The 24,865-nt window shown below is 56.8% G+C and carries 19 protein-coding genes, 1 tRNA gene and 1 riboswitch; of the genes, 10 read left to right on the forward strand and 10 right to left on the reverse strand.

Going from position 1 to position 24,865, the window contains the following annotated elements; all coding sequences use genetic code 11:
* Positions 1 to 155: 155 nt before the first annotated feature.
* Entirely contained in the window at positions 156 to 1,811 is a 1,656-nt protein-coding gene (locus tag FE795_RS06135) for a methyl-accepting chemotaxis protein (RefSeq protein WP_059317884.1), read from the reverse strand.
* Positions 1,812 to 2,095: 284 nt separating this feature from the next.
* The gene (locus tag FE795_RS06140; protein WP_059317883.1) at positions 2,096 to 3,829 is read right to left on the reverse strand and encodes a methyl-accepting chemotaxis protein; all 1,734 of its coding nucleotides are present in this window, start codon (positions 3,827 to 3,829) and stop codon (positions 2,096 to 2,098) included.
* 408 nt (positions 3,830 to 4,237) lie between these two features.
* Between FE795_RS06140 and FE795_RS06145 the strand changes: the two genes are divergently transcribed.
* The 3 genes from FE795_RS06145 to FE795_RS06155 all read left to right on the forward strand — a co-directional run bounded on the left by FE795_RS06145 (position 4,238) and on the right by FE795_RS06155 (position 7,217).
* Positions 4,238 to 5,182 (forward strand): NUDIX hydrolase, encoded by a 945-nt coding sequence (locus FE795_RS06145; protein WP_003804578.1) that lies wholly within the window; start codon positions 4,238 to 4,240, stop codon positions 5,180 to 5,182.
* A gap of 95 nt (positions 5,183 to 5,277) precedes the next feature.
* Positions 5,278 to 6,177 carry a carboxylating nicotinate-nucleotide diphosphorylase gene (gene nadC / locus FE795_RS06150; RefSeq protein ID WP_059317882.1) on the forward strand — a complete coding sequence of 300 codons (900 nt, stop codon included), beginning with the start codon at positions 5,278 to 5,280 and terminating at the stop codon, positions 6,175 to 6,177.
* A 20-nt stretch (positions 6,178 to 6,197) separates the two neighbouring features.
* Positions 6,198 to 7,217, forward strand: a complete 1,020-nt coding sequence (locus FE795_RS06155; RefSeq protein ID WP_059317950.1) for a tripartite tricarboxylate transporter substrate binding protein — start codon at positions 6,198 to 6,200, stop codon at positions 7,215 to 7,217.
* A 199-nt stretch (positions 7,218 to 7,416) separates the two neighbouring features.
* On the opposite strand, the gene FE795_RS06160 is transcribed toward FE795_RS06155, so the two are convergent.
* Together FE795_RS06160 and FE795_RS06165 are read right to left on the reverse strand one after the other, a co-directional pair.
* A complete protein-coding gene (locus FE795_RS06160; RefSeq protein ID WP_003804572.1) occupies positions 7,417 to 7,689 on the reverse strand; it encodes a hypothetical protein in 273 nt (90 codons plus the stop codon).
* A gap of 163 nt (positions 7,690 to 7,852) precedes the next feature.
* Positions 7,853 to 9,256 carry a GntP family permease gene (locus FE795_RS06165; RefSeq protein WP_003804570.1) on the reverse strand — a complete coding sequence of 468 codons (1,404 nt, stop codon included), beginning with the start codon at positions 9,254 to 9,256 and terminating at the stop codon, positions 7,853 to 7,855.
* Positions 9,257 to 9,578: 322 nt separating this feature from the next.
* Between FE795_RS06165 and FE795_RS06170 the strand changes: the two genes are divergently transcribed.
* Positions 9,579 to 9,655 (forward strand) — tRNA-Met (locus FE795_RS06170).
* 1,322 nt (positions 9,656 to 10,977) lie between these two features.
* On the opposite strand, the gene FE795_RS06175 is transcribed toward FE795_RS06170, so the two are convergent.
* Positions 10,978 to 11,682: an SDR family oxidoreductase gene (locus FE795_RS06175; RefSeq protein WP_131071457.1), complete on the reverse strand. Its 705-nt coding sequence runs from the start codon at positions 11,680 to 11,682 to the stop codon at positions 10,978 to 10,980.
* A gap of 104 nt (positions 11,683 to 11,786) precedes the next feature.
* On the opposite strand from FE795_RS06175, the gene FE795_RS06180 reads away from it, so the two are divergent.
* The 6 genes from FE795_RS06180 (at position 11,787) to FE795_RS06205 (ending at position 18,802) form a co-directional block, all read left to right on the forward strand.
* Positions 11,787 to 12,680: a LysR substrate-binding domain-containing protein gene (locus FE795_RS06180; RefSeq protein ID WP_131071458.1), complete on the forward strand. Its 894-nt coding sequence runs from the start codon at positions 11,787 to 11,789 to the stop codon at positions 12,678 to 12,680.
* Between the two features lie 149 nt (positions 12,681 to 12,829).
* A complete protein-coding gene (locus FE795_RS06185) occupies positions 12,830 to 13,174 on the forward strand; it encodes a zinc ribbon domain-containing protein YjdM (protein ID WP_131071459.1) in 345 nt (114 codons plus the stop codon).
* Between the two features lie 180 nt (positions 13,175 to 13,354).
* A complete protein-coding gene (locus FE795_RS06190) occupies positions 13,355 to 13,849 on the forward strand; it encodes an RNA polymerase sigma factor (RefSeq protein WP_131071460.1) in 495 nt (164 codons plus the stop codon).
* Entirely contained in the window at positions 13,846 to 14,781 is a 936-nt protein-coding gene (locus FE795_RS06195; RefSeq protein ID WP_131071461.1) for a FecR family protein, read from the forward strand. The genes FE795_RS06190 and FE795_RS06195 overlap by 4 nt, the downstream gene beginning before the upstream one ends.
* Before the next feature lie 101 nt (positions 14,782 to 14,882).
* Positions 14,883 to 17,600: a secretin and TonB N-terminal domain-containing protein gene (locus FE795_RS06200; protein WP_230406279.1), complete on the forward strand. Its 2,718-nt coding sequence runs from the start codon at positions 14,883 to 14,885 to the stop codon at positions 17,598 to 17,600.
* Positions 17,573 to 18,802, forward strand: a complete 1,230-nt coding sequence (locus FE795_RS06205; protein ID WP_131071462.1) for a cytochrome-c peroxidase — start codon at positions 17,573 to 17,575, stop codon at positions 18,800 to 18,802. Before FE795_RS06200 ends, FE795_RS06205 begins: the two co-directional genes overlap by 28 nt.
* Positions 18,803 to 18,943: 141 nt before the next feature.
* On the opposite strand, the gene dctP is transcribed toward FE795_RS06205, so the two are convergent.
* The 5 genes from dctP to FE795_RS06230 all read right to left on the reverse strand — a co-directional run bounded on the left by dctP (position 18,944) and on the right by FE795_RS06230 (position 24,842).
* Positions 18,944 to 20,041 carry a TRAP transporter substrate-binding protein DctP gene (gene dctP, locus FE795_RS06210; protein WP_003804550.1) on the reverse strand — a complete coding sequence of 366 codons (1,098 nt, stop codon included), beginning with the start codon at positions 20,039 to 20,041 and terminating at the stop codon, positions 18,944 to 18,946.
* 17 nt (positions 20,042 to 20,058) lie between these two features.
* On the reverse strand, positions 20,059 to 21,381 hold the full coding sequence (locus FE795_RS06215; protein ID WP_003804548.1) for a TRAP transporter large permease: 1,323 nt from the start codon (positions 21,379 to 21,381) through the stop codon (positions 20,059 to 20,061).
* On the reverse strand, positions 21,371 to 21,871 hold the full coding sequence (locus FE795_RS06220; protein WP_003804547.1) for a TRAP transporter small permease subunit: 501 nt from the start codon (positions 21,869 to 21,871) through the stop codon (positions 21,371 to 21,373). The genes FE795_RS06215 and FE795_RS06220 overlap by 11 nt, the downstream gene beginning before the upstream one ends.
* Positions 21,872 to 22,281: 410 nt before the next feature.
* Positions 22,282 to 23,652 (reverse strand): amino acid permease, encoded by a 1,371-nt coding sequence (locus FE795_RS06225; protein ID WP_275694131.1) that lies wholly within the window; start codon positions 23,650 to 23,652, stop codon positions 22,282 to 22,284.
* 414 nt (positions 23,653 to 24,066) lie between these two features.
* A riboswitch (glycine riboswitch) is annotated at positions 24,067 to 24,156 on the reverse strand.
* Between the two features lie 254 nt (positions 24,157 to 24,410).
* Positions 24,411 to 24,842, reverse strand: a complete 432-nt coding sequence (locus tag FE795_RS06230; RefSeq protein WP_230406280.1) for an isochorismatase family protein — start codon at positions 24,840 to 24,842, stop codon at positions 24,411 to 24,413.
* Positions 24,843 to 24,865 lie beyond the last annotated feature (23 nt).

Genomic DNA, 24,865 nt, shown 5'->3' on the forward strand with positions numbered 1-24,865 from the left:
CAGAGTGGTGCCCGGCGAAGATGCAAACCGTGCCCGGCGAACGAACATGTTCGTCGCTGCCAGTCAGAATGTGTTCAGATCTCAGGTCGGAGCGGGCCAGGGCGTAAGCGGGTGGGGCAGCGAGCCGCTGGGGCCTTTGCCACCCAGCCCTTCACTCAGGCCACTTTCAGCAAGGGGACGGGCTTCTGGGTAGCATTTGGGTCGGGCACGTAAGTCGAGCGGTTCGTCGTGCCGGTATTGAGCAATTGAATCGACAGTTTCAGCTCCTTGGCCTGGCGGCTCAGTTCGTTGACGGTCTCGCCCAGGTTGCGAGCCAGATCCGCGTTGTCGTTGATGTCGCTGTCCATGGTGGATACGGCATCGTTGATTTGCGCTAAACCGTTGGCTTGCTCGTTGGAGGCGGTGGAGATTTCGCTGATCAGATGGGTGACATCTGAGACGGATTGCATGATCTCGTCCATGGTGGAACCTGCCCGCTTGGCGTGATGCGCCCCGGTCGCCATGCGTTTGAGCGAATCCTCCACCAGGTTTTTGATTTCCCCGGCGGCTTGGGCACTTTTTTGCGCCAGACTGCGCACTTCACCGGCCACCACGGCAAAGCCCTTGCCTGCTTCACCCGCGCGGGCCGATTCTACAGCGGCATTCAGGGCCAGGATATTCGTTTGGAAGGCCAGTCCTTCAATAATCGACACAATATCGCCAATACGCTCAGAGCTGTTGTGTATGTCCTGCATGGTGCTGACCATGTCCTGAACCACTTCACCACCTCGCCGTGCGGTAGACAGGCTCTGGTCGGCCAATTGATTGGCCAGACGGGCATTGTCCGCGGTCTGCTGCACATTCATGGTCAACTGCTCCATATTGGCGGCGGTGCGCTGTAAGGAGCCCGACTGAGCGGCGGTACGATGGGAAAGCTGGCGATTGCCCTCTTCAATCTGTGTGGACACATCCAAAGAGGCCTGGATGCCTTGATGCACGTCGCAAGCCAGACCCAGCAGGCTTTTGCGCATCATGTCCATGTAGAAATAGAGCTGTGCGATTTCCTGGCTGCGGGTGTGCTGGGGGTTCAGATCGATCAACAGGTTGCCGGTGGCAATTTGCTGGGCGATATGGGTGGCGCTGTGCAGGGGCTGCATCATGCGCTGGGTGACCATCCAGCCGTAGGCCAAGGTTACCAGGCTGACCAGCCCCAGACTGCTCAGCCCGACAGTCAGATACGTGCCGGACGCGCCACTGCCCACCAGCAAGCCGGCGCTCAAACTTACAAGTGCCGTGGTCAGAAACCCAAATCGCAACAAGCTGGCACGCAGGCTGCGATTCAAGGGTTGGAGCAGGGTGTTCAGAACCGAGCGCCAGCCTCTGGCCTGCAATTGACCTTCGTGTAAACGAAAACCGCGCAATCCTTGTTGCTGGATGGAGTGGTACAGATACTCCGCTTCTTTGATGTCCTTGGCTTGGGCACGTACCCGAACCGAGGCGTAGCCGCTGACGCGGCCGTTTTCAAATAAAGGAATGACGCGGGCTTTGACCCAGTAAAAGCCGCCGTCTTTGCGGCGGTTCTTGATCAGCCCTGACCAGGATCGTTGTTGTTTGAGTGTCTGCCATAAATCCTGAAAAATAACGGCCGGCATGTGGGGGTGGCGCACAATATTGTGGTGTGCTCCGATCAGCTCGTCGTGGCTGTAGCCGCTCACCTCGATAAAGGCGGGATTGGCATAGACGATGCGCCCTTTCAGGTCGGTCTTGGAGATTAAATAGGTTTTTTCGGGTACCTGTGTTTCATGAGAGGTAATGGCTTGTTTTTCACGCATGATCTGGCCCTGTTAAAGACGTAGGCGGAAAAGGACAGATCATTATGTTGCATATCGACTTAATTTTGTTACTTAGTATTTGTATTAAAGTCTAAATGTGTCACCGTGATGACGGAGAAAAACCGGTTCAAAAAGCGTGATCTGATCTCTATAAGCAGTTGATTTTATTAATTATTGTTTTTTTGCTGGTCTGGCGGTAAAAAACCGACCCCAGATTAAATGTTTTGTCTAGCTGTCAGTAGTATCAGGATCGGCAAGGGGGCTGCCGATCCTGAAGGGCCTGCTTAGCGACGAATCGCTTCCAGTCTGGCGTTCGCCGTTTTGGCGCTGTGAGCCTGGAAGGCCGGTGTGTTCTGGTAGGACAGCACCTGCACGGTAGAGGCTTGACTCAACTGAGCCAGGGCCGCCGGGGCACCCTGGGCCGATTCCACCGAGCCCGTATTCAAAGCCTTGATTGCATCGGCCAGCTCGGACGCTTCCGAGGCCAGATCGCTCATGGTATTGCCCAGATCCTGCACCAGGGCGGCGTTTTGCTGGGTGACACCATCCATTTTGGCCATGGCCTCATTGATCTGGTCCAGGCCACTGGCCTGCTCGATCGAGGCGGTCGAGATTTCGCCAATGATGTCCGTGACACGTTTGACCGAATCGACGACCTCGCCCATGGTGGCGCCGGCGCGGGCCGCCTGTTCGGCCCCGATGGCCATGCGGCTGACAGAGGCGTCGATCAGGTTCTTGATTTCTCCGGCAGCTTGCGAGCTCTTTTGCGCCAGGCTACGTACCTCACCGGCCACGACCGCAAACCCGCGTCCCGCTTCGCCGGCGCGAGCCGATTCCACCGCTGCGTTCAACGCCAGGATATTGGTCTGAAAGGCAATGCCTTCAATAACAGTGACGATATCGCCAATGCGACGTGAACTGTCGTGAATGCCTTGCATGGTTTGCACCACTTCGTTCACCACAGCGCCGCCACGTTGGGCAATCTGCATACTGGCATCGGCCAGTTGGCTGGCTTGATTGGCATTGTCGGCGTTCTGGCGCACCGTCACGGTCAGCTCTTCCATGCTGGCGGCGGTTTCCTGCAAGGAGGCGGCCTGATCTTCAGTGCGGGAGGCCAGATTGGTATTGTTCACCTCTAGGATGCGGGCGGCATGAATCGAGGCGTCAATTCCCGCTCGGGCATCGCTGGCAATGCCCACCAGACTTTTGCGCATCAGGTCCAGGCAGAAGTAGAGCTGACCAATTTCCGAATTGCTTTCGCTGGAGCTGACATCAATGTCCAGTTGCAGATTGCCGGTGGCAATTTGCTGGGCGATCAGCGAGGCCTGATCCAGGGGGCGGATGACGCGCTGGGCAATCAGCCAGCCGTAGCCCATCATGACCGCACTGGCCAGACACAAGCCACCGGTCAGCCACAGGCCCGAGCCCTGGGGAACCCCTCCCGTCAGGGCGAAGTACAGCGCAGTTCCGGTGGTAGCCAGCGCCAATGTGCCCATACGGAACAGGCTGGCCCGCAGGGAGTTGCTGAATGGGCGGCGCAACTGGCTCAAGGCCTTTCGCCAGCCGGTCGGCACAGCACGACCTTCATGCAAGCGCACGCCGTGGGCACGTCCCTCATTGATGGCGGTGTACAGGCGCTCAGCCTCGTCAATCTGTTCCTGGCTGGGTTTGACCCGGACCGAGGCATAGCCGGCTACCGTGCCATTTTCATAAATGGGCACCGCCATGGCGTAGACCCAGTAAAAGCCACCATCCTTGCGTCGGTTCTTGACCACCCCCATCCAGGGGCGCTTGTTTTGCAAGGTGTCCCAGAAATCCTGAAACGCCTCGGGCGGCATGTCGGGGTGGCGGACAAGATTGTGCGCCTTGCCGATCAGCTCTTCCCGGGTGAAGCCGCTGATGGCGATAAAGGCCGCGTTCGCGTAGGTGATCCGTCCTTTCAGATCGGTTTTTGAAATAAGGTACTGATCGGCCCGGACGCGAACCTCGTCCTGGGTAATGGGGAAATTCTTACGCATTCATCATCCTGGAGGGGAGCAACAAAGGGGACGCGAGGGGCCGTCAAGCCCGCAGGGGCCATGCAAAAAAAGCAAAGGTTTCTACGCCCGGTTACTGACTGCTCTGAACTGTCAGAAACCTTCTATTTTTGCGAATGGCGGAGCAGAACAAAGCGTGAAACTGTTGACTGATCCGGCCTTTGACTGAGCGCTTGCTTGTCATTTATGGCAAACACATACAGTTCAAATGCTTAACGGCTGTCAAACAAAATTCTTTAGGCTTAGATGTTCATGGATCATAATTTGATCATCTGAAAATAATGTACGGACTGTATTGCGTGGCGTACGTGCTCGCTCCGGGGTGGGGGCGGCTCAGGGCTCGCTTATAATCGGCCACACGCTCATGGGCGAGATTCAGAAGGAGAATATGTGATCGATACGCAGGAACCTGTAGTCAGCGCTGAGCTGGTCGCTGTGTTAGTCGCTGTCAGCGACGGCGAGCCCCGTGTCTTGACCACGGATGGCGGGCAGGCCTTGCCCGCCGGGCCGTTTCAGCATACGCATCGCTCTTTGCAAACGGGGCTGCGCGATTGGGTGGAAACGCAAACCCATCACCCGGTAGGGTATGTGGAGCAGCTTTATACCTTTGCAGATCGCGATCGTTTTGACGCTCAGGGAACGCGTATCGTGTCAGTCAGCTATGTGGGGCTGACGCGGGAAGTGGGTCAGCCGGATGTGGCTCAGGTGATCTGGCAGGATTGTTATCGTTACTTTCCGTGGGAGGACTGGCGTGAGGGTACTCCTTCGATCATTCAGCAGACCATCGTGCCGGCCTTGTTGACGTGGTGCGAGCAGGACGAGTCCTTGCGTGCATTACGACGTCAGCGCGTCAATTACAGCTTTGGGCTGGAGGGCGCCATCTGGAACGAAGATTTTGTCTTGCAGCGCTACGAGCTGCTGTACGAAGCGGGCCTGTTACCCGAATCCTGTCGCCGTCGCCAGCAGGAGCAGCAAGCGCAGGGCAAGCAGGATGCCTTGGGACTGGGCATGCGCCACGACCATCGCCGGATTCTGGCTACGGGTCTGGCGCGCCTACGCGCCAAAATCAAATATCGCCCCGTGGTGTTTGAGCTGATGCCCCCGGAGTTCACCTTGCTGCAATTGCAGCAGGCGGTCGAAGCGCTGGCTGGCCGTGGCCTGCACAAGCAGAATTTCCGCCGCTTGATTGAGCAGCAGGCATTGGTCGAGGAAACCGGCGCGATGAGCATGGGCGGCTCGGGGCGGCCTGCCAAGCTGTTCCGCTTTCGGGGTGACGTGTTGTTTGAGCGGGCTATCTCGGGTAGCAAGTTGCCCTTGGCGAAACAGGCGCGTTAAAAACTGGGCCTATGGCTTGACAGTGCTTATGCTCAGGAATAGCATAAATGCACCGTGCCATTAGGCCTTATTTTTTAGCGATTTAAATACTCATAATGAGCATAATTAATGCCCCTGCGCCGGCAGCGCAAGCTGCGCAGACACGCGCGCACCGTATTCCTTCCCTGCCCGACGTGATGCTTGAGCCTCTGGTGCGCGCCACCTTGCAGGAAGATCTGGGTCGTGCGGGTGATCTGACAACGGACGCCATTGTGCCTGCCGACTCTCGTACGCAAATGCGCCTGGTAGCCCGCGAACAAGGCGTGTTGACTGGTCTGGACCTGGCTCGTCTGGCGTTTACCTTGCTGGACCCTACGCTGCGCTTTGAGGCCCAGCTTCAAGATGGGGATGACCTGATGCCGGGTGCCCAGATCGCCGTCATCAGTGGCTCGGCCCGCTCCATGCTGACGGCAGAGCGTAGCGCATTGAATTTTCTGGGGCATTTAAGTGGCGTGGCATCGGCAACGGCCTCCATCGCCCGGGCCATTGCGCCTTACGGCACCCAGGTTACCTGCACCCGCAAAACCATGCCCGGCCTGCGCGCAGTGCAGAAATATGCGGTGCGCGTGGGCGGTGGCAGCAACCATCGCTTTGGTCTGGATGATGCGGTGCTGATCAAAGACAACCACATCGCTGTGGCCGGGGGCGTGAAAGCGGCCGTGGAAGCGGTTCGCGCCTATATCGGCCATCTGGTGTGCATCGAGGTGGAAGTCGATACCCTGGAGCAGCTCGATGAAGTGCTGGAGCTAGGGGTGGACAGCATTCTTTTGGACAATATGGATATTGCGACCTTAAGCGAGGCTGTGGCCCGCGTTGGTGGCCGCGCCAAGACCGAAGCCTCGGGTCGTATCACGCCCGAGACCGCGGTGGAAATTGCCCGCTGTGGCGTGGATCGGATCGCGGTGGGTTGGATTACACACAGCGCCCGTGTGCTCGATATTGGTCTGGATGCTTGAGTAACAAGGTGCTGGCGGTCATGGCGGGTTTTCAGGTGAGCAAGCGGGTGGCAGCGGCCGCCTTGCTGGGGGTGGTGGCGTGGGGCGCAAGCCCCTTGACGGGGCGGGCCAGCGAGGTAGCAGTCGCCCAGACTGCAAAGTATCCCCTCAGACCCATTACCGTGATCGTGACCTTTCCGCCGGGTGGGGGAACCGATTTGCTGGCTCGCAAGTTGGGCCCCCGTCTGGAAAAAGCCCTGGGCCAGCCGGTCATCATCGACAATCGGCCCGGGGCCAGTGGCAATATTGGTGCGCGTGCCGTGGCTTATGCCCGTGCCGATGGGCATACCTTGCTGATGGCCAACAGTTCCTTTGCCATCAATCCAGGTGTGTTCCGCAACCTGGGTTTCAAGCCTAAAGAAGACTTCGCACCCATTGCCAATATAGGCTTTGTGCCCTCCGTCATTGTGACCGGGAGCGGCTCGGATATTCAGAGTCTGCAGCAAGTCCTGCTGCAGCAGTCCGAACCGGCGTTGGCCTATGCGTCATGTGGCAATGGCACCCCGCAGCACCTGGCCGGAGAAATGCTCTACGATCTGCGTGGTGCGGCCTTATTGCATATCCCTTACCGAGGCTGCGGCCCGGCCTTGAACGATGTGGTCGCCGGGCAGGTGCCGATTGGCATCGTCACCTTGTCCAGCGCAGCTACCTTGATCGAATCCGGACATCTGCGCGCTCTGGCGGTCACCTCTGCCCAGCGCAGTCCGGTACTGCCTGATGTGCCGACGGTGGCTGAAGTGAGCAAGACAGGGTTTGAACTGGATCAGTGGCATGGCTTGCTGGCTCCTTCCCACACCCCCGAACCCATCATCACTACGCTGAATCGTGTCGTGCAAAAAGCCTTGACGGACCCCGCCCTGCAGGCGGAATTGCTGGCATTGGGTTATACGCCGCAAGAAGGAAACGAGTCTGCCCGGCCCAGCGGCTTCAAGGCCATGATCTGGAACGATATCGACCGGTTCGGGGCCCTGTCGTCCAAAATAGGCTTGCAGGTGGATTGATGCGGCAGCGGTGTGGCCTTGAGTGCGAGGCCGTTTTTTCAGGTGCGGATCGCCCCTTGCCCGCGCATGCACGCAGAGTCAGAATCAGGCAGCCGTTTCAGGCTGCCTGGCTGAGGCTAAACATCGTCGGGGCACAGAAAGAGGGCTCGAGCAGCGTGTCAGCGACGTAGACGGAACGCGGAAAACGGCCTGCAGGTGGTTAAAAGAAGCTGTCTTCCTCAGGCGTTTCAGGAACAGGCTGGGTGGCAAACCAGTGTTTCTCCAACAGCAGCGTATGCGTCAAACCGTCCTTGCTGCAGTGAGAGTCAATCTCGATCTGGCCGCGCTGGCTGCCACCTTCATTGAAGTTGTCGGCCTCGACTTCGGCAGCGGCCATATACGCCTGTAGGTTCAGCTCAGGCTGACCACGATCCAGCACAAACTGACGAATGGCTTCCGCGCCTAACTCATTGAGGGTATAGGTGTAGTTCATGGCGTGCTCCTGATTATGGCTAATGATAATACGGGCCCCTACGCGTGAATCCTAGCATGCTCAGTCTCAACAACGGATAGCAAAGCGTTACCGGTTTTGGATAAAAAAACAGCGATGTGCGAGGGGCACACCGCTGTGGACAAGGCCATTTTAGGCAGACGGTTTAAAAGCTGCCAAAAATCGTACCCAGCGTAATCACGGTGATCAGCGCCACAATAGGGGCTGCCATCGTCACCATGGCGATATTGCCGTAGGACTGGCGGTGGTTCAGCTTGCAGATGGACAGCAAGGTGATGATGGCCCCGCAATGGGGCAGGGTGTCCAGGCCACCTGCGGCCATCACGGCGACACGGTGCAGCAATTCGGGGCTGATGCCGGCTTGTTGAGCCATGGCCAGATAGTCCGGGCCCAGGGTCTGCAAGGCAATGCTCAAGCCGCCCGAGGATGAGCCGGTAATACCGGCCAGCGTGGTCATGGCGACTGCCTCGGAAATCAGTGGATTGCCCGGTGCCACGTTCAGTACAAAGTCCCGAATAATCGCAAAGCCTGCCAGGCTGGCAATGACCGCACCGTAACCAACTTCAGAGGCGGTATTGAACAAGGGCAGCATAAAACCGAATACCCCTTTGTTGATGCTTTCGCGCAGGTTTTTCCAATGCCCCAGACGGCTGATGATCAAGACCAGAATGGCCGTGATCAACGCAATAATCAGCGCCCACAGACCGGTAATTTTGGCCGGGTCCAGCTGAGGGAAGCGCTCGGCCATGAACCCGAAGTTTGTGTCGGGGAAAATGCCATAGGTGAACAGGGCATTGACGCCGATCACCAGAATCAAAGGCAGCAAAGCCAGGAAGATGGGCATGGGTTTCTCACCTTCCGTGCTATCGGGGGTGCTGGCGTCGAACTTATCCTGCCCATGATCCCCGTAGGTCTCGCCTTGGGCAATGGCCTTGCGAGCCCGTGACTGCAGCCACCACAAGCCACCGAAGGCCATGATCAAGGCACCAATAATTCCCAGTCCGGGCGCTGCAAACACGTTGGTGCCGTAGTAAGGGATAGGTATGGCGTTCTGGATGGCGGGCGTGCCGGGCAGGGCGGTCATGGTAAAGGTAAAGGAGCCCAGGGCAATGGAGGCGGGAATCAGACGCTTGGGAATGCCCGCGGCACGAAACAGATCCTTGGCAATGGGATAGATAGCAAAGGCCACGACAAACAAGGACACGCCGCCATAGGTCAGCACAGCACACACCATCACAATAGTGGCAATCGCGTGGCGATGCCCCAGCTTATGGGTGATCCACTTGGCAATGGCCTGCGCCGCTCCGGAGTCCGCCATCAACTGACCAAACAGGGCGCCCAGCAAGAAGATGGGCAGGAACTGCAGCACATAGCCGCTCAGTGCGCTCATGAAGGTGGAGGTATAGATGGGCAGCAAAAACCCGGAATCCCCCGAAAGCAGCACGGCCAAAGCGGCCATCAAGGGAGCCAGCAACAGAACCGTCACCCCCCGATAAGCAAAAAACATCAGCAGTAAAAGCGAGACAACGATAGCAAGCGTACTGGCCATAAACAAAGTTCCTGTGCAAGGTCCGGATCACGGACGTCAGTAAATGAGGTGGGGTCGAACGCCAAGCAGGCAGTGTAGCAACAGGCAATGACAAAACGGCTTGATAGCGCGCAAGACGGGGACCGGGCCCCAAAGACGGAGTTGCATCGGGTTTCTTACATCTTGTTTCTTGATGATGAGAACGGGCTAGGGTTACGGGAAATGGGTAAAGCTAGTAAATACAAGGGCTTAGCGGTTTTATGGGTGGAAGACATCAAAAAAAGTAAAAAATTTCGAGAGAAGTGCTTGCCAAAAGAAGAAACCTTGCTATAATTTCTTCTTCGGCGCATTAGCTCAGCAGGTTAGAGCGACGGAATCATAATCCGCAGGTCCCCTGTTCGAATCAGGGATGCGCCACCAAAATTTAAGCGGCTCACAGCAATGTGAGCCGCTTTTTCTTTGCTCCGCCGTTTTGGTCGTGCTGCGCGCAATCTATTTGGTAGGGCTTGCCTTGCCGCCGCCACGGTTTTGGGCCTAGTGCGCCATTCTGCTTGCCGACTAGTGCCCAGGCTGATGCTGTGTCTGGTGGATGTGACCGATACTCTTTGCTTGGTCTGTGTCCGCTTTGGCGGGTAAGTCACGGTGTTGCAATTTGCTGTTCGGGGCGCTGGCAGCGTCGCGTGCTCTGACAAATCTAACGCTTAAGCTACCGTCCCTAATGGATGACCACTCGCGTCAGCGATGAGCGGGAGACTCGTGGTCTTGGGGTTGTCCGTATTGCTCATTCGATTACATGTGCAGATGCGATGCGGCTGTGTTGCACTGCGTATTTCATCGCTGTAGTTATGTCTCTTTCTGGGTCAAAGAATGAGCAGGGAAGGCTGCCCCCTTTGAGAAACGGCTCTCGCCGTGTGGGACGTATGGTTTTAGTGGCCCGCCCAGCAGTGGCCTTGTTGTGGGGTAGGCATGGGTGCTTGCCTGGGTGTCTGCTCGGGGCCTATTCGAGCCGGTTTGCTCAATCCCTGCTATGCTCAACTTGGCTGAGGGCTTGTTCGTGATGATTTGACCCATCAGTTGTGCCTTTATACCTTAAGGCACTGCCGAATATCCTCTTGTCTGTTTCCTGTTGCCACGCATAAACCGGGCACATGGGAAACAAGTGCGAATTTAATCAAACTGGAGAGAGAGACATGGGTACTAAAATTGTGACTGAAGCTGATCGTAAGCGTACTCCGGCCCCCGCCGCTCCCAAGGGTGTCACCCTTAGCACAAAGTGCCGGGGTCAACGTGTTAGTCAGGAGCGTGGTGCGCATACTCGCAACAAGAAAAATCCTGGCAAGCGCGCACATTCGGGGTAATGTCCTGGGGGGCGTCACTGGTGTTCTTATGCCTTCTTGGTGATGCCACTGGCCCCTGTTTTTTACGCTTGTCCGCCCGCCGTTCCAGACGACGCTATAGTGCGGCAAGGTGAATCAGTAATGCGGCATTCAGATAAAGAAAACGGCCACCCAGCAAGGGTGGCCGTTTTTTTTTTGGTGTTCAAACCGTCGGTGATGGACTCTGGGCTCATAGAGTTTGGGTGGTGCGGAGAGAGGGCGATTAGCTCTGTTTTTTGCCGCACAGTGTCTGGCCCCTAATCCCTCAATGCCAATGCGCATGGCCTTTCCTGCTGCGCATGAGCGCCTTTCTTGTCAGGATAAGCCCTCTATAAGACGGGTCCAGTGGGCTGCACGGCTTGCGGTTTACACCGAACGTGTCAGCCCTCCATCCACTTTGATGTTCTGACCCGTAATGTAAGCGGCGCCGTCTGACAGCAGGAACGAAATGGTCGCCGCAATTTCCTCGGCCTTGCCATAGCGCCCCATCGGTACGCTGTCGCGCCGCTCGTCGGTCGCTGGCAGGCTGTCAATCCAGCCAGGCAGCACGTTGTTCATGCGCACATTTTGGGCTGCATAGCTATCCGCAAAAATCTTGGTGAAGCTTGCCAATCCGGCGCGGAATACCGCCGAAGTGGGGAACATTTCCGCAGGCTCAAACGCCCAGGCGGTCGAGATGTTCACGATAGCGCCGCCGCCTTGCGCTGCCATGATGGGGGCCACCAGTCGGGCGGGGCGCACAGCATTCAAGAAGTAGATGTCCATGCCTGTGTGCCAGTCTTCGTCGCTGATGTCCAGGATGGGGCCGCGTGGGCCGTGCCCGGCCGAGCTGACCAGTGCGTCAATGCGTCCCCATCGGTGCATGGCCATGTCGACCAGTCGTTTCAAGTCCTCGTTGCACTGGTTGGATCCCGTCAGTCCGATGCCGCCTAGTTCCTTGGCCAGTGCCTCCCCTTTGCCGGATGAGGACAGGATGGCGACCTGATAGCCATCTTGAGCCAGTCGACGTGCGGCCGCGGCCCCCATGCCGGATCCCCCAGCGCTGATAAGAGCAACTTTTTCTATAGTCATATAAGGCTCCTTGTTAAGTGATTAACGTTATTATTTCAGTCTGATGGGAAAAAATCAGGCGTTAAATAAACGTCTTAGACTGTAGAAAAACTATTGCCTATACCATGAGCTCCTCACGTCGTTCCCTGCCTTCCTTAAATGCCTTGCGCGCCTTCGAAGTGTCGGGGCGCAGGCTCAGTTTCCGAGCAGCGGCTCAGGAGCTGGGGGTGACGCAGGGGGCGGTGGCGCAGCAAGTCAGGGCCTTGGAAGAGCATTTAGGTGTGGTGTTGTTTCAACGTCGGCCGCGTGGACTGCACTTGACGGGGCGGGGGGCGGCGTATCTGGCCGATGTCACCCGTGCTTTTGATACGCTAAGCGAGGCGACAGGGCGTTTACTAACGCGCCCGGATACCGTCACCATCAGTGTCACGCCCACCGTTGCGGCCAAGCTATTGATTCCACGGCTGGGAGATTTGCAAACTCTGCTGCCGGATGTGGAGTTGCGCACCGTGGCAACGGAAGCCTTGTCGGATTTTGAACGCGACCAGGTCGATATTGCGGTGCGTCTGACTCGTCCTCCCTTTGCGGCGGATCTAGAGGCACAGTTGTTGTTTCGTCAAGATGTGGTCGCGGTAGCCAGCCCTGGACTGGTAGGGAATGCCGCACTGCCTTTGTCCATGGAGCAGTTGCATGCCTTGCCGCTGTTGCATGATGCGCAGAATCATTGGGCTGCTTTCTTGAAAACCCCTAGAAAACTGCCCGGTGCGGTGTTCAATCAGACCACTCTGGCACTGGATGCCGCATTAGCCGGCCAAGGGGTGGCATTGGCTTGCAAGGCGTTTGTAGCCAGGGATCTGGCGGCCGGCCGTTTGGTGCAGGTGGCGCATGCGGGGACCGTGGGCGCGGACTTTTATTTGCTGCGCAAGCGTTCGACCCCCGCCCGAAAGTCGGTCGAGGCGGTATGGGACTGGTGTTTGCATAGGCTATTAATTGACTTGCCTGACGCGCCGCTCATTTGACCGGTTCTTGGCCGGACTGTGCCTTGGCGACGAGGCTGGCGCAGTATCGCGCTGGTCTTGCGTGGGGTGTTTTTGGTGTTCCTGATGCGAGGGGCTACACTGGCCGCACTTCTGGTGCGGTAGCACCCAGCTTTTTACAGGAAAAAAATATGAGCACACCGCTTCCCTGTCCTCAGTGCACCTTGGAAAATACTTACCATGACACCGAGCAATGGGTCTGTGCCGATTGTGGCTATGAATGGCAAGATAATCATCAAACGACGGATGTCGAAATGGACGAGGACGAGCTGATTGTCAAAGACAGCAACGGCAATGTGCTGCTTGCGGGCGACGATGTGATTCTGATCCGGGATTTGAAGGTCAAAGGTTCCAATACCCTGAAAAAGGGTGCCAAGGCCAAAGGCATTCGTCTGGTTCGAGGTGACCATGAGGTCGATTGCAAAATTGATGGCATCAGCTACTTGCTGAAAGCCATGTATTTGAAGAAAGCCTGAGCATTCAGGCTGGGTTTCGCCAGGCGCCGCATTGTAATGCGGCGCTTTTTTTTATGCCTGATCGCCAAGGGAGTGACAGCGATCAGCACATTCAAGGAGTTCTGACAGCGGTAAATCAGATGCCTGGCGCGTATATAATAATGAGAATGATTATTGATTATATAAATTGATCGCCTTTTCATGTCCAAGCTGACGGCGGCCTTTCTGGCCCATTATCCGGATCTGATCCGCTATTTGCGCAGGCGCACGCATTGTCCTGAACTGGCACAGGACTGCGCGCATGACACCTGGTTGCGCTTGCTGGAAAAGGGCAAGCAGGTGCAGGCCGATAACCATCGCGCGTATGTATTCAAAGTGGCGGCCAATATCGCTGCAGACTGGTATCGACGCCATACGCGTGAGCAGCGTGCTGTCGACGGGTACGCTTTGAGCATCGCCCATCACCATGCCCCTGATACCTATGAGGAAGTGCTGGCCAAAGAGATCTTGCAGCGTTTAGAGCACGCTTTGATGGCCCAATCCCCCCGCAGCGTGCGTATCTTCATGATGCATCGTTGCGAGGAGCTGAGTTATGCCCAGATTGCCCAAAAGCTGGGTGTCTCCGAAAGTACGATTGAGAAGCATATGATGCGCATCTTGCTGGTGGCCCATCATGTTCTGATGACGACGGCATGAGCGCGCTGCCTGATCCGACCTGGAGCCCAGTCGATGAGGACGCGGCCCGTTGGGTATTGCGCAACGCCCAGGGCAGGCTGCCGCCAGGGGGCAGGGCCGAGTTTGAGGCCTGGTACGCGGCCGATCCCTTGCACGCGCGAACCTACGATGCCCTGGCGGCAAGTTGGCGACGACTGGGGCAGTTGAGGGTGTTGCCGGTCGCGCGCAAGAGAGGCAAGCCTGGTTTCAAGGCCTTGTTGGGGGCCTGTGCAATGGTGGCTGCGTCTTTGCTTGCCTGGCAAACCTGGCAGCAACACGGAACGATCAGCAGCGGGATAGCGTTGACCCGGCTGACTTTGCCAGATGGTTCCTTAGCGATTCTGGACGCGCACACGCGTGTACGTTTGCACTTTGAAAAGGGGCAGCGACACGTTCAGCTGGAGGCGGGCCGGGCCTTTTTCCAGGTAGTGCCGAGCAATGACAAGACAGGTCCCTTTACGGTGGTGGCGGGCCCGGCGCAGGCGACGGCCTTGGGTACACAGTATGAGGTCAGTCTGAACGGCCAGCTCAGCCGCGTTGCGGTTTACGAACACACGGTACGTGTGCAGTGCCACGTTTGCGACACCGCCCAAGCTGTGATCCTGCAGCCCGGTGAGCGTGCCACCGTGACCGGCAGACGGCTGCAGACGCTGAGTTCACCGCCGGGAGAGGCGGACACAGCCCCGGCCTGGACACGCGGCTTGCTCAGTGTTGATGATATGAGTGTGCATGAGTTGGCCCGTCAGTTGGGCCAGTACACGAAGCGCCTTATCTGGGTGGTGAATGAGCGGGCAGGTTCCACCCGTGTGTCCGGGGTGGTGCGAGCTGCTCAACCTGCCGCCGCCTTGAGTCTGTTGCTTGCCGGCAGTGACGTGAGTATCAGGGAATTGCCGGGAGTCATAGTTATTTACTAATGATAGTTATTATCAATTAAAAAATACGATGGCAACCCGGGGTGAGGGGAGACGGATAGCACAGCGTCCTGATAGTAGTTGTTTAAATAGGATGCTCAATCATGAAGTGCGCTTTGCAGTACACGCCGTCTGTTCTTGCCCTGCGCAGGCAAACGCTTGCTGAGATGGCGGCCGACCTCGGTCCCTCGCATCGGCCAGGACGTCTGAAACCGGGACCATTGGTGTTATGGATTGCCAGCATGCTGCTGGTTTTTCCACCTGCACAGGTGCGGGCTGACGACGCTTTGGTGTTGAACATGAGCCCTCAAGCGCTGGCAGACGCGCTTTTGCAGATAGGGCGTCAGGCTCAGGTGGAAATCGCATTCTCACCTGGGCAGGTTCGGGAGAAACAGGCCGTGGCCCTGCAGGGTGAGCTGACGGTCGAGCAGGCACTGGACGATTTGCTGGCCCCCTGGGGGCTGGCCGCGCGTCAGCAGGGGGCGCGTCGTTATACGGTAGTGACGGCGACGGTGCCCAAGGGCTTGTCGGTGCTGGAACCTGTGCGTGTTCAGGGCCAGCGCATCGGCGAACGTGTTTACTCCCGAGGGGATATGGATCAGCGGCCCGCCGGCAATCGGGACGTGTCCAGTTTGCTGGCCGATCACCCCGCGGTGCGTCAGGATGATGCCGCGCAAAGCGGTGTGAATCGAGGTTCCCTGGCGCTGCAAGATATCAGTTTCTACGGGGCCAGCCCTTTTCAGAACCAGTTCCAGATTGACGGCATTAGCGCCACCAACCAGATCGACCCTGCCAGCCGCAATTTGAATCTGCAGGTGGGCAATGTACCGGCCTATGCCCAGGCTTACAACCTGGATACGCACCTGCTGGAAAGCGTGACGGTACTCGATAGTAGTATCCCTGTGGACTATGGTCGTTTCACGGGGGGTGTGGTCGATGCCAGGGTACGTAATCCCCAAGGCGACAACAGTGTCCGGTTTGATTTCAGCTACAACTCCTCGGGGCTGACTGCGCAGAAGATTGCGCCCGAACAAAAGAAGAATTTTGAGGCGGGCAAACCCGGTTTTTCTCCGGTCTGGACCAAACGGTTCACCTCGGCAATGCTTGACGTGGGATGGACACAGGATACGGCAGCCCTGATCCACCTCTCCCGACGTCAGTCCACGATTGATCGGTCCATGCGTGTGCGCCACGATACGGTCTTCACGGATTTGAAGACGCGCTCCATAGACCGGGTCGATAATGGGTTTGTCAAAATTCATACTCGCTGGAGTGCCGACACCGACTCCGCCTTGACCCTCAAGTATGCGGATCGTCGTGAGGATCTGGTGGACTCGGGCAGTTTGGCCGACCAGATTCAGTGGCAGCACCAGCAACAATCCTACGGTCTGGGGTTTGATCTGAACCATGATCTGCGCTGGGGGCAGGCGCGTGTGCAACTGGGTTATGACCAGATGAACAGTTACCGCCATTCTGACGGTACCGACTATATGGTCCACATGATGTATCAGCCCACGGGTCGCCTGGATTACACCTATATCACCGGTGGCTTTGGACAGGAATCGACCGAACAGCGCAATCTGACCTTGAAGTCCCGACTGGAGTTCAAGCCGGTTCAGACCGGGGCAATTGAACATGCCACGTATGCCGGTGTTGAGCTGGCCCATACCCAGGGCGAATTCGTGCGTCAGAAGGATGCTTACGGCGGTAATACTCGCCATTTCAGCAATGGTCAGCCCGATAAGCTGCAGACCTTGAACTACTACCAGGCCGGCAATGTGGGGGTCAGCTATACCGCTGCGTCGGTTTACCTGTCTGATCGTTTGTCATGGCAGCGGCTGGCCCTGACCGGCGGTTTGCGTGTGGACAGGGACAATTATTTCGGCAACACCAATGTGGCGCCACGTACCTTGTTGGAGTGGGATGTGCTCGGGACAGGGGAAACGCGTTTGTCGGGCGGCTGGTCCCGTTATTACGGCATGGACATTCTTGGGACCGCCATGCGTGAGCGCAAGAGCCAATTGCACACCTTGTTAATCACCGGAGGTAATCGGGTAGATCGACCTTCCCATACCGCCTATACGCTTGACGGCTTGCGCACGCCCTATGACGACGAGTGGGCTCTGCGTGTGCAGCAACAGTTGTCAAGCACGGTGGTCGCCGAGTTGGGCTATGTGCGTCGTTATGGCCGCCAACAGGTCTCTATCGAAGGCACGAGCAAAACTGGCTACCTCTACACCAATAAGGGACACGCCAAAACCGATGCCTTCACCTTGAGTGTAAAGAGCATTGCACCCTGGGCGGTGGGGCCGAGTCGATGGACGGCGCATCTGGATATCACCCATCAGCGCAGCAAGCGCAATACCAAACTGGCCGATGGTTATGAGGGCGCCGCCGAGGAGATGGACGACGACATTTACTACAATGGCGACCTGATCCGTCGAGGTGACCGTCCCGTAGGAGATTACAACCTGCCGTGGCGTGTCAGTGCGGGTCTTACAGGAAGGTGGGCATCGTATGGTCTGCAACTTAGTAACCGCATTCATTGGAATGGCGCCCGTAAGGATGTGCATTATCTGGGCCTGAATCGGAGTGACGGGCGGGAAAAATACGAGTCTGGCCGGGTAGGTTCTTACTGGACCTGGGATATGCGTCTGGACTGGGAGCCGACGATGTTCAAAGGCTTGGGCGTGGGGCTGGATGTGCTGAATGTGCTGGACAAGCAAGCGCCTTTGGTGATCAGCACGCCGAACTCGGCAAGCAGCCAGAACCTTTATCGGACAGGAAGAGAGCTGTGGTTGCGCGCTTCGTACCGTTATTGAAGATCAAACGGCGCGGCGTCGTCTGGCTGAGGGTGGCGCTGGGAACCCTGTTGTCCGGTGCGGCCTGCGCGGCCTCTGTGACGACTACGTCCAATGCAGGGGGCGATGATCCCGAGGTGGAGCTTGCCCGCTGGTCGCCCGGTCTGGAAGCGACGTCCCCATCTTGCTGGCAGGAGGGCGAACTTGATGCCGCTTGCCTGCGCACACGCTATGAGCATGTTCCGCGTCAATGGCCGGCCCCTGATATGGATGAGGCAGAGCGGTGGCTGGAGTGGGGGCCGATACCAGGCCCAGGCTCGGACGCACAGCATGAGGCAGCCCAGGATGCCAGTAACAAGCAGATTGTGGCCTTGGGCGCGCGCCTGTTTTTTGATAAGCGGCTCTCGCGTCGGCAACAGATCTCCTGCGCATCCTGTCATCAGCCCGACAAATCATTTAGCGATGGCAAGGCATTGGCGATTGGGGAGGACGGTCTGATGGGCAAGCGTCGTACGCCACCCTTATTCGCTGCGCCATTTGCCAAAGACTTGTTCTGGGATGGTCGGGTGCAGACTTTGCAGGATCAGGTGCTCGGTCCGATTGAAAACCCGGTGGAAATGAATCATGCCTTGCGCGATCTGATTGTGCGCCTGCGCACCTTGGACGATTATCCCCAGGCGTTTCAACAGGCCTTTGGACCGGCCTGGAACGCTGGGGTGGATGCCCAAGGACTGGCACGGGCGCTGGCCGCCTATGTGGTCACCCTTCGACCGGCCGCAACGCGTTTTGACGATTTTCTCGCGGGTAATGTGGCTGCCTTGAATGATCAGGAGCTCACTGGCCTGCACTTGTTTCGCACCAAGGCGCGCTGCATGAACTGCCATAACGGCCCCTTGCTGACGGATAACCGCTTTCACAATATAGGCCTGTCTTTCTATGGACGTCGCTTGCAGGACCTGGGCCGGTTTGAGTGGTCTCGCGACCCGGCCGACCTGGGGCTGTTTCGTACCCCCAGCTTGCGCAACGTCGCGCGGGCGGGGCCCTGGATGCACAATGGCTTGTTCCCGAGTCTGGAGGGTGTCGTACGCATGTACGATGCGGGCATGATCCCTGACGCTGGGCAAGCCGGTCCGTTGATACCACGTAAGTCACCACGCATACGAAAGCTGAATTTGAGTGAGGCGGAAATCCAGGCTTTGTTGGCGTTTTTACAGGTGCTGTGACACGTGTGGCTCAAGAAGCGAGCCGTGGGCCCATAAAAAAACGATAGTGGCAGACCACTATCGTTTGGAGGTAGTTGCCGCGGCGAGGGGTTCCGATTGATCTCAGGACCGGGTTCCTCTGCCACGGCAAGGACGTCGGCTTTATTTCAGGCAGGCTTTGATTTTGTCCAGATCGGGCCCCTCGATGGGACGGCCAAGATTGAACGGCATAGAGGTTTCGCGCCAGTCTTTGTAGTCGTGCAGGTACTCCATCTGGCTGGCATACACCTTGGCGGCATCCGGGTTGCTGCAAGCCATGGCAATCATGACTTCATTGGTGACTTGCTGAATGGTTTTCAGGCTCTCATCGTCCATGCGGTGGATTTCCACCCCGGCTTTCTGAAAGGTGCGCAAGCCTTCGGTCGCTTTCTTTTCAGTAAAAGCGATGGACCACATCATGGTGGCATCGGCTGCGATTTTCAGTTTTTCCTTGGCCGAGTCGCTCAGGGCATCCCAGGCGGCTTTGTTGATCATGACGCCAAAGACGGATGCAGACTGGTGCCAGCCGGGCGTTGTCCAGTGCTTGGTGACTTGATGAAGGCCGGCAGACACATCCACGTTAGGAGTGGAGAATTCGGCGCCTTCGATCACCCCCCGCTCCAGTGACTGATACAGCTCTTGCCCAGCCATGGAAACCTGAGTGCCGCCAATTTTTTCCAGTACCTTGCCTTGCTCCAGTCCGGACAGACGCAGGCGCTTACCCTTGATTTCCTCCAGGTTGCGAATCGGAACGTTGGTATGGAAACCGGATTCATTATTGGTGATGGCGTAGGGGAGGTAGACCATGCCATATTTGCCATAAATCTCGTTATAAAGCTCGGCGCCTCCCCATTCCTTGATCCAGTTGGCGTAGTCCACCGCATTGAATAGACTGGAGTGAGTCCCCAAGGGGGAGAAGGCCGGGTTGCGGCCTGCCCAGTACCCTGGCCAATCAGCCCCTGCCTGAATGGTGCCGGACTCAACGGCACTAAAGACCTCGCCGGTAGGGACAAGGGCGCCGCCTTCGTAGAACTCGATTTTCAGTTCATCTCCAACCAGTTTATTGGCTAGATCGACCCATTTTTTGTCCAGTTCCACCAATTCGATCGAGGCTGGCCAGGTGCTGGTCATGGTCCATTTCTGGGCGGCCTGGCTCAGGCCCGTCATGCCTAGCAAAGCCAGACCGGTCAAGGCGCCAAGTGCCTTTTTTGTCAGTTTCATTATGTCTCCTTGTTGTATTAGGTTCCGTACAGCACGGTGGGTAACCAAGTGGCCAGACCAGGGAAAATGGCCAGCAAGATGCACATCAAAATAATCAGGCCGATAAAGGGGATGACGCCGGTAATGATCTCCATGGTCTTGACCGATTTGGGTGTGATGGCCCGCAAATAGAACAGGGCATAACCGAAAGGCGGGGTCAAAAAGGACGTTTGCAGGACAACCGAAACCAGAATCACAAACCAGAGCAGGCTGATGCCCATCTCCTGCACAATCGGCAGCAGGATGGGGAAAGACAGCAGGACGATGCCGGTCCAGTCCAGAAAGCAGCCCAGAATAAAGATGATCAGCAGCATGACGACGATCAGCAGCCAGGGTTCCATGTCTAAACCGCGCATGATGTCCTGGGCAGCGCCCAAACCGCCGGTGATGTTAAAGACCCCGGTAAAGGCCGTGGCACCGACCACAATGAACAGAATCATGGAGGAGGTGCGACCGGTTTCATACAGGGCATTGAGAAAAATGGACCATTTGAACTTGCCCCGGAAAATCACGATCAGCAAGGACAGCAGCACCCCGATAGCGGAGGCTTCGGTGGCCGTGGCAATGCCGGCCAGCATGGAACCTAAAATGCCCAGAATCAGAAAGATGGGTGGCACGGCTTCCACCAGCAGCATGCGGATCAAGGCGGGCCTGGAGATCTTTTCATCGGGCTCCACGGAAGGGGCGCGTTCAGGATGACGCCAGGCAACAAACACGACCCACAGGGCATAGAGCAGGCCCAGCAGCACGCCAGGAATCAGCGCGCCGGCAAACAGCTCGCCAATCGACAGTGGGGAGTAGCTGGCCATCAGGATCAGCATGATGGACGGCGGGATCAGGATGCCCAGGCAGCCCGAAGCGGCAATCACACCGGTGGTCAACTTGGGGCAATAGCCATAGCGCAGCATGGGGCGCAGTGCCATCATGCCGGTAACCGTAATCGAGGCGCCGATAATGCCGGTGGTGGCTGCCAGCAAGATGGAGATAAATACCACAGCCAGCGCCAGCCCACCCCGAACGCGAGACATCAGCAGGCGCAAGGCCTCAAACATCTTGTCGGTGACTTCTGAGTCGGACAGAAAACGTGCCATCAGAATAAACAGCGGGATGGCAATCAGCGTGTAGTTGTCCAGGACATCGCCGTAAATGCGGTTAACCACAATGCCCAGAACCATGGGTTTGCCCGCCACCAGCGCGCCGATGACAGCCGTGCTGCCCAGAACAAAGGCCAAGGGGTGTCCCATGAACAGCCCCAGCAACAGCAGGCCACCCATGACAAGTGCAATCAATTCAGGCGTCATGGCGGGGGGCGTCCTTCTGACTGAGCAAACGGATAACTTCAGCAATTCCCTGGAGCAGCAGCAAGGCGGCCGCCAGAACCATGGAGAGTTTGAGTGGATAAACAGGTAATTGGACCGCGCCGTAGGTGGTCTCGCCTTGAGCCCAGGAGCGCATGGCAAAGTCATAGCTGCGGGTCAGGAAAACCCAGGCGAAGGGGAAAAAGAAAATCAGGTAACCTGCAATTTCCGTCCATTTGCGGACGGCAGGAGAAAAGCGCTGGATGAGCAGATCGACGCGGACGTGGGCCTGGTGCTTGAGTGCGTAGGCGCCCAACATCAGAAAGTAAAACCCATATAGCTGCTTGGTGACGTCAAAAGTCCAGCGTGTGGGCTGGTTCATCACGTAGCGCATGAAGACTTCGTAAATAATGATGGTGGAAAAAATGATGGCGATAAAGGAAATAAGCTTCCCTATCCATTCATTGAGCGAGTCGATTAGACGTAAAACCATGCTTGTCCCTTTTGTACATTCTTATTGGCTACACATCGGGTTTAGTCTATGAGTAAGCTTTGCCGTGTCACAACTTGGGTTTACCCTTACGTCAACCTGAGAGAAGGCATTAAGGGTAATAAGGTGTAAATGAGGGCGTGTAAAAGGTTTTTCCGTCTGAATCTGTGTTATTGGCGTGAAATATCGGGGGCCTAAAGGGTTGGGGGCTCTCGGCTACCGCTTGTCTGCACATAGAAAAAGCCACCCCAAAGGGTGGCTTTCGAGTGCCGGGCTTCAGCCCTTGCTCCAGGTCTACTCTCCCACGATTGCAGGATGAGAGGTCGTCTGTGGGTGCGGACCTACGCCTGTGGAGCCAGCCCCTGGCTGCGGCAACACGGCCCCTGGCAGGGCCGTGTTGGGCGCAGGGGATCTTAACGGACGCTTTGCGCCGCCAGGCCCAGGGCCAGATGCTGTTTCATGCGTTTCTTGTAGAAAGGCAGGCAGATGAACAGCGCCAGGAACCAGAACGGCGTGGCAATCAGGCCGATCAGGGTTTCTTCTTCCTGGCTGAACAGATAGAGCGCGAAGGCAAAGAAAGCCAGGGTCAGGTAACACATGGGAATCGCAAAGGGCATTTTGTAGCTCGATGCGGCATGGGCTTCGGGGCGAACCCGGCGGTACTTCAGGTAGGTGATCAGGATCACGGCCCAGACAAAGATAAAGCAGATGCTGGCCACGGTGGTCACGATGGTGAACACACGCATGACATCGCCTTCTGCATACAGCAGGAACAGGCTGGACAGCAACAGGGCGCAAGAATAGATCAGGCCATTGCGGGGGGTACCATTGCGCGACAGCTGGCTGAATGCTTCAGGAGCCAGCTTGTTCTTGGACAGACCGTACAACATGCGGCCTGTCGAGAACATGCCGCTGTTGGCCGAGGACAGGGCCGAGGTCAACACCACGAAGTTGATGATGGCAGCGGCTGCACCTACGCCGATCAGCAAGAACATGTTCACAAAGGGGCTCTTGTTGGGGGCCACAATATCCCAGGGAGTGACGGTCATGATGGCGGTCAGGGCCAGCACGTAAAACACAATCACGCGAACGGGAATCTTGTTGATGGCTTTGGGCAGGTTCTTGGCAGGGTCCGCTGTTTCAGCCGAGGCCGTACCCACCAGCTCAATACCCACGAATGCGAAGATGGCGATCTGGAAGGCAGCAAAAAAGCCACCCAGGCCATTGGGGAACATCCCGCCCCGATCCCACAAGTGGGTCAGGCTGGCTTTTTCACCGGTTGGGCCCACAAAGCCGGTAAACAGCAGATACGCACCCACGCCAATCAGGGCCACAATGGCAATAATCTTGACCAGTGCAAACCAGAACTCCAGCTCACCAAATAATTTGGCCGACAGCAGATTAAAGACCAGCAAAAAAGCAATGCAGGCCAGTCCTGGTAACCACAATGGAATATCCGGCCACCAGAATTGGGTATAGCCGGTAATGGCCACAATATCTGCAATCCCAATGACTACCCAGCAAAACCAATAACTCCAGCCCAGAAAATAGCCCATGGTCGGGCCTAGAATATCGGCGGCGAAATCGACAAAAGATTTGTATTCCAGATTATGCAGAAGCAATTCTCCCATTGCCCGCATAACAAAAAACAAAAAGAACCCGATGATCATGTACGTAAACAAGACCGAGGGGCCGGCCAGGCTGATCGTGCGGCCTGATCCCATAAATAGCCCTGTGCCGATAGCGCCTCCAATTGCTATCAGTTGCAGGTGCCGGTTTTTCAACGAGCGCTGCAGTCCAGATGAATGTTGCTGAGACACACTGTTCTCCTGATTTTTATTCGTTCAAATGCGTAATTATGACTGTGCTGCGAGAAAACAAAGGGTACAACCCGTCCTCAAGGACGGTTTTCTTGATACCGATCTAAATATGATGGGGAGCGCACAACAGTCCTCCTTGTTCTGATGACATGAAATGTCAGAACAGACCTGTGTGCGATTAAAAATAGAAATAAAGTAGTGGTGGGTCAGGCGTCCAGAAAAGGCACCTGACTATCTGCTCATAGATAGACTCCGGACAAATAGGTGAACAAAGACCATATGGTCTCTGTACCCCCTCTGTCCGTTTACCTGAGAGCTTATCCATCGGTTCGCGATGGTCCCCTTCGGTGGGCACGGGTGTGCCTCTCTCCAGATGGTCAAAGGTTCAGGATTCTTTTGCCTGAGAGATTCCGGGGTCGTTGCTCCGTCGGCGCTTCATCAATGTGAAGACTCTCACCTGAACCGTTATTGACGCCGCTATTGTATAGACAGGCAAAAAGCGATGACTACTAGCGTTAACCTGTAGTGTTTTAAGACGGGTAATTCTTGTTTCTTGGCCGGTTTTGTGGCTATGTGGGACCGCAGACATGAGGCGCAGAACGCTTGGCAGCTGGGCACTGAAGCGGGCCGATGCGATGCATCAGAGGGTCGACAGGCTTAAGAGCGTTTAGCAAGCGGGTGTCAATGACAAGCAAGGCGTAACGCAAGGGGAGTGACTAAGGTTATGGCGGGTCCTGCTCAAGCCGCAGCTCGCGGCTATGAATCGTGCGACCGAAGTGATGTTTCCACAGCTTGATGCCCATCGCGCCGGATCGATCCAGCGATGAACCCACGGTTAGATCGGTAATCAGGGTGGGATGCAGCCCAGCATCAAACAAGGCAAAACCCGCAGCCAGCACGCAGGTATCGGTCTGAATACCGCAGACCAGAATGCGATCGGCCTGATACTGCCGCAGATACTCCATTGCAGCAGGGCTGGGTGTGTAACCATGCTTGATGAAGATGGCGTCGGCATCGATCAGGCAGCAATCATCGCGCGGCGGACACCAGCCGAGCTGACTGAGGAAAGGGGTTTGGGACTCGTCATGCTGCTCGATCAGCGCCTGCAGCAATGCTAGCCTCAGGAGCGTCGGGCAGCCTGCAGGGTGGTCCATCAAACCCCTATTGAAACACGGGC

The organism is Alcaligenes ammonioxydans (assembly GCF_019343455.1).
Taxonomy (GTDB): domain Bacteria; phylum Pseudomonadota; class Gammaproteobacteria; order Burkholderiales; family Burkholderiaceae_B; genus Alcaligenes; species Alcaligenes ammonioxydans.

Coding starts and splice junctions, on each gene's coding strand:
- FE795_RS06230 (WP_230406280.1), bottom strand. CDS start 24,842: ATGGACCACCCTGCAGGCTGCCCGACGCTCCTGAGGCTAGCATTGCTG.
- FE795_RS06215 (WP_003804548.1), bottom strand. CDS start 21,381: ATGACGCCTGAATTGATTGCACTTGTCATGGGTGGCCTGCTGTTGCTG.
- FE795_RS06185 (WP_131071459.1), top strand. CDS start 12,830: ATGAGCACACCGCTTCCCTGTCCTCAGTGCACCTTGGAAAATACTTAC.
- FE795_RS06155 (WP_059317950.1), top strand. CDS start 6,198: ATGGCGGGTTTTCAGGTGAGCAAGCGGGTGGCAGCGGCCGCCTTGCTG.
- FE795_RS06200 (WP_230406279.1), top strand. CDS start 14,883: ATGAAGTGCGCTTTGCAGTACACGCCGTCTGTTCTTGCCCTGCGCAGG.
- FE795_RS06220 (WP_003804547.1), bottom strand. CDS start 21,871: ATGGTTTTACGTCTAATCGACTCGCTCAATGAATGGATAGGGAAGCTT.
- FE795_RS06165 (WP_003804570.1), bottom strand. CDS start 9,256: ATGGCCAGTACGCTTGCTATCGTTGTCTCGCTTTTACTGCTGATGTTT.
- FE795_RS06190 (WP_131071460.1), top strand. CDS start 13,355: ATGTCCAAGCTGACGGCGGCCTTTCTGGCCCATTATCCGGATCTGATC.
- FE795_RS06160 (WP_003804572.1), bottom strand. CDS start 7,689: ATGAACTACACCTATACCCTCAATGAGTTAGGCGCGGAAGCCATTCGT.
- nadC (WP_059317882.1), top strand. CDS start 5,278: ATGAGCATAATTAATGCCCCTGCGCCGGCAGCGCAAGCTGCGCAGACA.
- FE795_RS06195 (WP_131071461.1), top strand. CDS start 13,846: ATGAGCGCGCTGCCTGATCCGACCTGGAGCCCAGTCGATGAGGACGCG.
- dctP (WP_003804550.1), bottom strand. CDS start 20,041: ATGAAACTGACAAAAAAGGCACTTGGCGCCTTGACCGGTCTGGCTTTG.
- FE795_RS06175 (WP_131071457.1), bottom strand. CDS start 11,682: ATGACTATAGAAAAAGTTGCTCTTATCAGCGCTGGGGGATCCGGCATG.
- FE795_RS06135 (WP_059317884.1), bottom strand. CDS start 1,811: ATGCGTGAAAAACAAGCCATTACCTCTCATGAAACACAGGTACCCGAA.
- FE795_RS06180 (WP_131071458.1), top strand. CDS start 11,787: ATGAGCTCCTCACGTCGTTCCCTGCCTTCCTTAAATGCCTTGCGCGCC.
- FE795_RS06140 (WP_059317883.1), bottom strand. CDS start 3,829: ATGCGTAAGAATTTCCCCATTACCCAGGACGAGGTTCGCGTCCGGGCC.